General features: G+C 68.1%; 6 protein-coding genes. 3 read left to right on the top strand and 3 right to left on the bottom strand.

The annotated features are described in order from the left end of the window. The 3 genes from Q0066_RS13500 to Q0066_RS13490 all read left to right on the top strand — a co-directional run. The coding region (locus tag Q0066_RS13500; protein ID WP_298133747.1) for a Fe-Mn family superoxide dismutase at positions 1-163 on the top strand (163 nt) is incomplete at its 5' end. A gap of 238 nt (positions 164-401) precedes the next feature. Further along, positions 402-1,520 (top strand): resuscitation-promoting factor, encoded by a 1,119-nt coding sequence (locus Q0066_RS13495; protein WP_298133745.1) that lies wholly within the window; start codon positions 402-404, stop codon positions 1,518-1,520. A gap of 31 nt (positions 1,521-1,551) precedes the next feature. Next, positions 1,552-2,307, top strand: coding sequence for a resuscitation-promoting factor (locus Q0066_RS13490; protein ID WP_298133743.1), 756 nt, complete (start codon positions 1,552-1,554; stop codon positions 2,305-2,307). 151 nt (positions 2,308-2,458) lie between these two features. On the opposite strand, the gene Q0066_RS13485 is transcribed toward Q0066_RS13490, so the two are convergent. From Q0066_RS13485 to Q0066_RS13475, 3 genes are all read right to left on the bottom strand, one after another. After that, a complete protein-coding gene (locus Q0066_RS13485; RefSeq protein ID WP_298133742.1) occupies positions 2,459-2,950 on the bottom strand; it encodes a hypothetical protein in 492 nt (163 codons plus the stop codon). 4 nt (positions 2,951-2,954) lie between these two features. Further along, positions 2,955-3,425: a DUF6301 family protein gene (locus tag Q0066_RS13480; protein ID WP_298133740.1), complete on the bottom strand. Its 471-nt coding sequence runs from the start codon at positions 3,423-3,425 to the stop codon at positions 2,955-2,957. A gap of 14 nt (positions 3,426-3,439) precedes the next feature. Next, positions 3,440-4,684, bottom strand: a 1,245-nt coding sequence (locus Q0066_RS13475) for a hypothetical protein (protein ID WP_298133738.1), incomplete at its 5' end; no start/stop codon positions are given.

The following is a 4,684-nucleotide window of genomic DNA, read 5'->3' as shown; positions in this document are numbered from 1 at the left end:
CCAGCTGCCCGTGCTGCAGCTCGACATGTGGGAGCACGCCTTCTACCTGCAGTACCTCAACGTGAAGGGCGACTACGTGAAGGCGTGGTGGAACGTGGTCAACTGGACCGACGTCACCGAGCGCTTCACCAAGGCCCGCGAGGCCAGCTCCGGCCTGTTCTGAGCGACGCCGTCCGAACGGCCCCCGGGTACTCCCGGGGGCCGTTTCGCGTTCCGGCGCCACATCCGCTCGGGGAGCGATTGGACGTGAGACCCAGCGAAACGGCGCTGACTACTGAACCCATGGCGTGGATTCCCATCCCTCCCTGAGAGATTTGCAGGTTTTCTCAGTTTCATGGACACTGGTTCTCAGGTTGTTCTTATGAACGCCTCAAGATCCCCAACTTGGAGCTATACCTATCGTGATCTGGTCCTGGAAGCTGACCGCCCTCGCCGGCGCCGTCGTCCTCGCCGGTGGAGGCCTCGCCGCCACCTCGCTCGACAAATCGGTGACGCTGAACGTCGACGGACAGACCTCGGTGAGCACCAGCTACGCCGGCACCGTCGGTGACGTGCTGAAGGCCAACAACATCGAACTCGGCCCTCGCGACCTGGTCTTCCCGTCCGTTGACTCACCGGTCAGCGACGGCAGCACCGTTCAGGTGCAGTACTCCCGCAAGGTCACCCTGCTGGTCGACGGTAAGCCGACCGAGTTCTACACCACCGCCACCACCCTGGACGGCGCACTGGCCACCGCCGAGGTGCGCGGCCTGAACGGTGCCGCCTTCTCGCTCTCCCGCTCGGCCGGGATCGGACGCGAGGGCCTCACCGTCGACGTCCGGACGCCCAAGCAGGTCAAGCTGAAGGTCGGCGGCAAGTCGGTCACGCTGACCACCACCGCCGGCACGGTCGCCGACCTGCTGGCCGAGCGGAAGCTGACCGTCGGCACCACCGACCGGGTCAAGCCCGCGCTGACCACCGCGATCGCCGACAAGCAGAAGGTCACCCTCGACCGGGTCAAGGTCAAGACCCGCACGGTGAACGAGAAGATCGGCTACGGCACGGTCAAGTCCACCTCGAAGTCGATGTACGTCGGCCAGAAGAAGGTCACCAAGGCCGGCAAGAACGGCAAGGCCACGGTCACCTACGAATACACCACCGTCAACGACGGCAAGGCCTCCAAGAAGGTGCTCAAGCGCGTGGTGATCACCTCGCCGGTGAGCCAGAAGGTCGTCGTCGGCACCAAGAAGCGGCCCTCTTCCTCCTCCGGCAGCAGCGGCCGGGGCGGCGCGCTGAACCTGGCCCGCGCCGCGATGTGGGACCGGATCGCCCAGTGCGAGTCGAGCGGCAACTGGCACATCAACACCGGCAACGGCTACTACGGCGGGCTGCAGTTCGACTACGGCTCCTGGCGCGCCAACGGCGGTGCCGACTTCGCCCCGCGCGCCGATCTGGCCAGCCGCGCCGAACAGATCACCGTCGCCAACCGCTACTACGCCAAGGCCGGCCTCCGTCCTTGGGGCTGCCGCCACGCGGCGTGAGCCACCCGATCAACGAAACAAGGAGAAGCTGATGTCGTCCTTCACCAAGGGTGCTGCCCTCACCGCCTGTGGAACACTGCTGCTCGCCGGCCTGACCGCGTTGCCGGCCCACGCCGCCGGTGACACCCTCACCCTGAACCTGCGCTACGCGGGCGTCGCCCGGACCGTCGAGGTCAGCGGTGCCGCCACCGTCGCGGACGCCATCGCCCAGCTGAAGCTGAAGGTGGACGGCAACGACCGGGTGGCCCCGGGCGTCACCGCTCCGCTCAGCAACGGCATGGACGTGGTGATCGACAAGGTCAGCACCAAGACCACCACCAAGAAGGTCACCCTCAAGTACAAGACGGTCAAGAAGAAGACCAAGTCGCTGTACAAGGGCGACAAGAAGACGGTCAAGAAGGGCCGCAACGGCAAGGCCACCCGCACCTACCAGACCACCACCGTCAACGGGAAGTCGACGACGGTCGTGGTGAAGCAGAAGATCACCAAGAAGGTGATCAACAAGGTGGTCAAGGTCGGCACCAACGGCAAGCGCACGCTCAACCTGGCCCGGCTGGCCAAGTGGAACAAGATCGCCAAGTGCGAGTCCGGCAACCGCTGGCACATCAACACCGGCAACGGCTACTACGGCGGCCTGCAGTTCAACCTGGCCACCTGGCGCTCGGTGAAGGGCCAGCACTTCGCCAAGTACCCGCACAAGGCCACCAAGGCCGAGCAGATCACGGTCGCCAACCGGCTCTACGCCAAGCGCGGCTTCCAGCCGTGGAGCTGCCGCCGGGTGCTCTGAACCTCCGCGTCGGCCGTTCCCTCCCCCGGTCTGGCCGTCGAGGATCGGGCTCTCCTCTGAGAGAGCCCGGGAGGACGCCTCACACCGAGGCTTCCTCACACCAGCACAGAAGAACGGGGCTCCCGATGAAGGGAGCCCCGTTCTGGTTGTCTCAGTCCACTTGTCCGGCTGCCGGAATGCCCAGGCGGGGCAACGGCAGCGGGTTCTCGCCCGGGTCGAGCCGGTCGATCCGTTCGGCCGGCCAGGTGACACCGGACGGCTGCGCCTCCGGCTCGCGCCAGGCGCGGTAACTCAGGGCCTCAGGTGCGGCGATCCGGTACACCTCGCGCAAGGCGGTCACGCACCGGTCGGCGAGGGCCGCGTATTCGGCGGTGAGCGCCGGCAGTACCAGCGGCGCGGACCAGTTCGGCACTGCACCGGTGGGTGCCGTCCAGCCGGCCGCCAGCATGGTCGGGTCGTCGGCGCCATGGGCCGCCGGACCGGCGGTGAACTCCGGACCGGCAGCCTCGGCGGTCAGTTCGGCGTCCGCCACGGCGAACTGGACGTAGCCGCCGCGTCCGGGCGCGGCCACCACCAGCACACACCGGTCGGTCAGCTCGCGCAGCGTCGCGCGCAGGCGCTCGCGGAAGTCGTCCCAGGTCATCGGCTCACTCCCCCAACTCGCGCAGCACCTGGGCGTACTGCGGCGTGGTGAAATCCACCGTCACCGAGCGCTTGCCCCGTGCCACCACCGTCCGGGCACCATCGGCGTGGTCCCATTGCGCGCTGCGGCCGCCGCTGTCGCTCAGCACAGCTTCTCCCCAACGCCGGACGCCCTCGCGAACGACCAGCGCGTACTGATCGTCGAGGAACTCCTCGCCCTCGTCGCCCAGGTCGCGCACGATGTCGGTGACCCAGAAGTTCAGCGACGCGGTCTCACCGGTGGGCATCGAGACGATCGCCACCGCGGGCTCGCTGAGTCCGTCCGCGCCGTTCTCCATCATCTCGTCGTCGTCGGGCGTCCAGCCGATCCCCTCGCCCAACTGCTGGACCTGCGCCGGGGTCTGCGGCCAGCCGGCGGCGAGCCAGAAGTCGACGATGTCGGCGGCCCGCTGAGCGCTCATCGCTTTCCACGTCATGCGAATGACCCTATCTACTTGAGGTTGGGCAGCTTGAGTGCGGCAGGATCGAGGACGAACGGCGTCACCCTGATCTGGCCACCGGGCAGGGCCTGCACCAGGTCGTACTCGATCCTGATGGTGCCGTCCTTCAGGGATCTGGTGATCGGCGAGTCCGGATTGGCCTCCATGAACTGCCGCAGCGAGTCACCCAGCCGCGGGTCGGTCTTCATGATGTCGTTGACGTAGCTGGTGGAGCCCTGCTGGGCCCGGACGCCGTCCACCGTCCGCTCGCCGAGCTGTGAGGTCCCACCCTTCGCCTCGTAGAACTTCAGCGTGGGCGGATTGCCATGGATGGTCGCCTGGTCGAACCGGCCGGCGCCCGCCCCGCCCGAGTCGATCAGGGTGAACTCGCCGCGGATCTTCGCGATAGCGGCAGCCGCCTTGTCGCCGAGCCGCTCCGAGATCGAACGCAGTATGTTCGCCGAGATGCGGTCGTTGACCAGGGCGTTGCGCAGAGACTTGCCCTGTTTGGCGGTGAGCACCCCGTCGTCGATCAGGTCGCCGATCTTCTGCTCGGCGACGGCTCGGGTGGATCCCTGCAACTCCTTCGGGTCGATGCCGAGGTGTTCCATCAGCCGGTGGAGCCTGCCGCTCGCCTCGTGGGAGTTCGCCAGCGCCTGCTCGCGCTGTTCCACCCGCGCGTCGTGGGCGGCCGTCTCGGCGTCACTCACGCGCTCGTCGACGGGCGCACCCTTCTCGGCCTTCTCGACCGGCAGGTCGGCGTCGGGCGTGTTCGGATCGGGGGCGAACCGTCCGGTCTCGGCGTTGTGCAGACTGCCGTTGCGATCGCGGTAGGTGTGCGCCGCGTCATCGCCCGGCAGGTGCGCCCTGCCGTCGGAGTCGAAGTGGAACTCGCGTCCGTGCTTGTCATGGGCGGGGAACCCGTCCGGACGCGGGTGCGAGTCGGGTGCGGGCGTCCCGTCCGGGGCGCCGTCACCGTGGTGGGTGGCCGCATGATCGGAGGGCGCCTCGGAGTGGTGGGAGGGCGACTCGGGGTGGGTAGCGGGCTCCGCCGGATGTGCGGTGTGCTCCGCGCCCGGGTCGACCGGGACGTCGTCGTGCGGTTGCGGCTTGCCGGTGGCAGCTTCCGGTTCGGGCTTGGCCGTCTCGGGTTCCGGCTTCGCCGGCTCAGGCTTGGCCGCCTCGGGTTCGGGCTTCGCCGGCTCAGGCTTGGCGGCCTCCGGCTCAGGCTTGGCGGTCTCGGGTTCCGGCTTCGC

The sequence above is a fragment of the Micropruina sp. genome (assembly GCF_027492755.1).
In the GTDB taxonomy this organism is placed as follows: Bacteria; Actinomycetota; Actinomycetes; order Propionibacteriales; family Propionibacteriaceae; genus Micropruina.
This window is presented reverse-complemented; position numbering and strand designations above follow the sequence as displayed.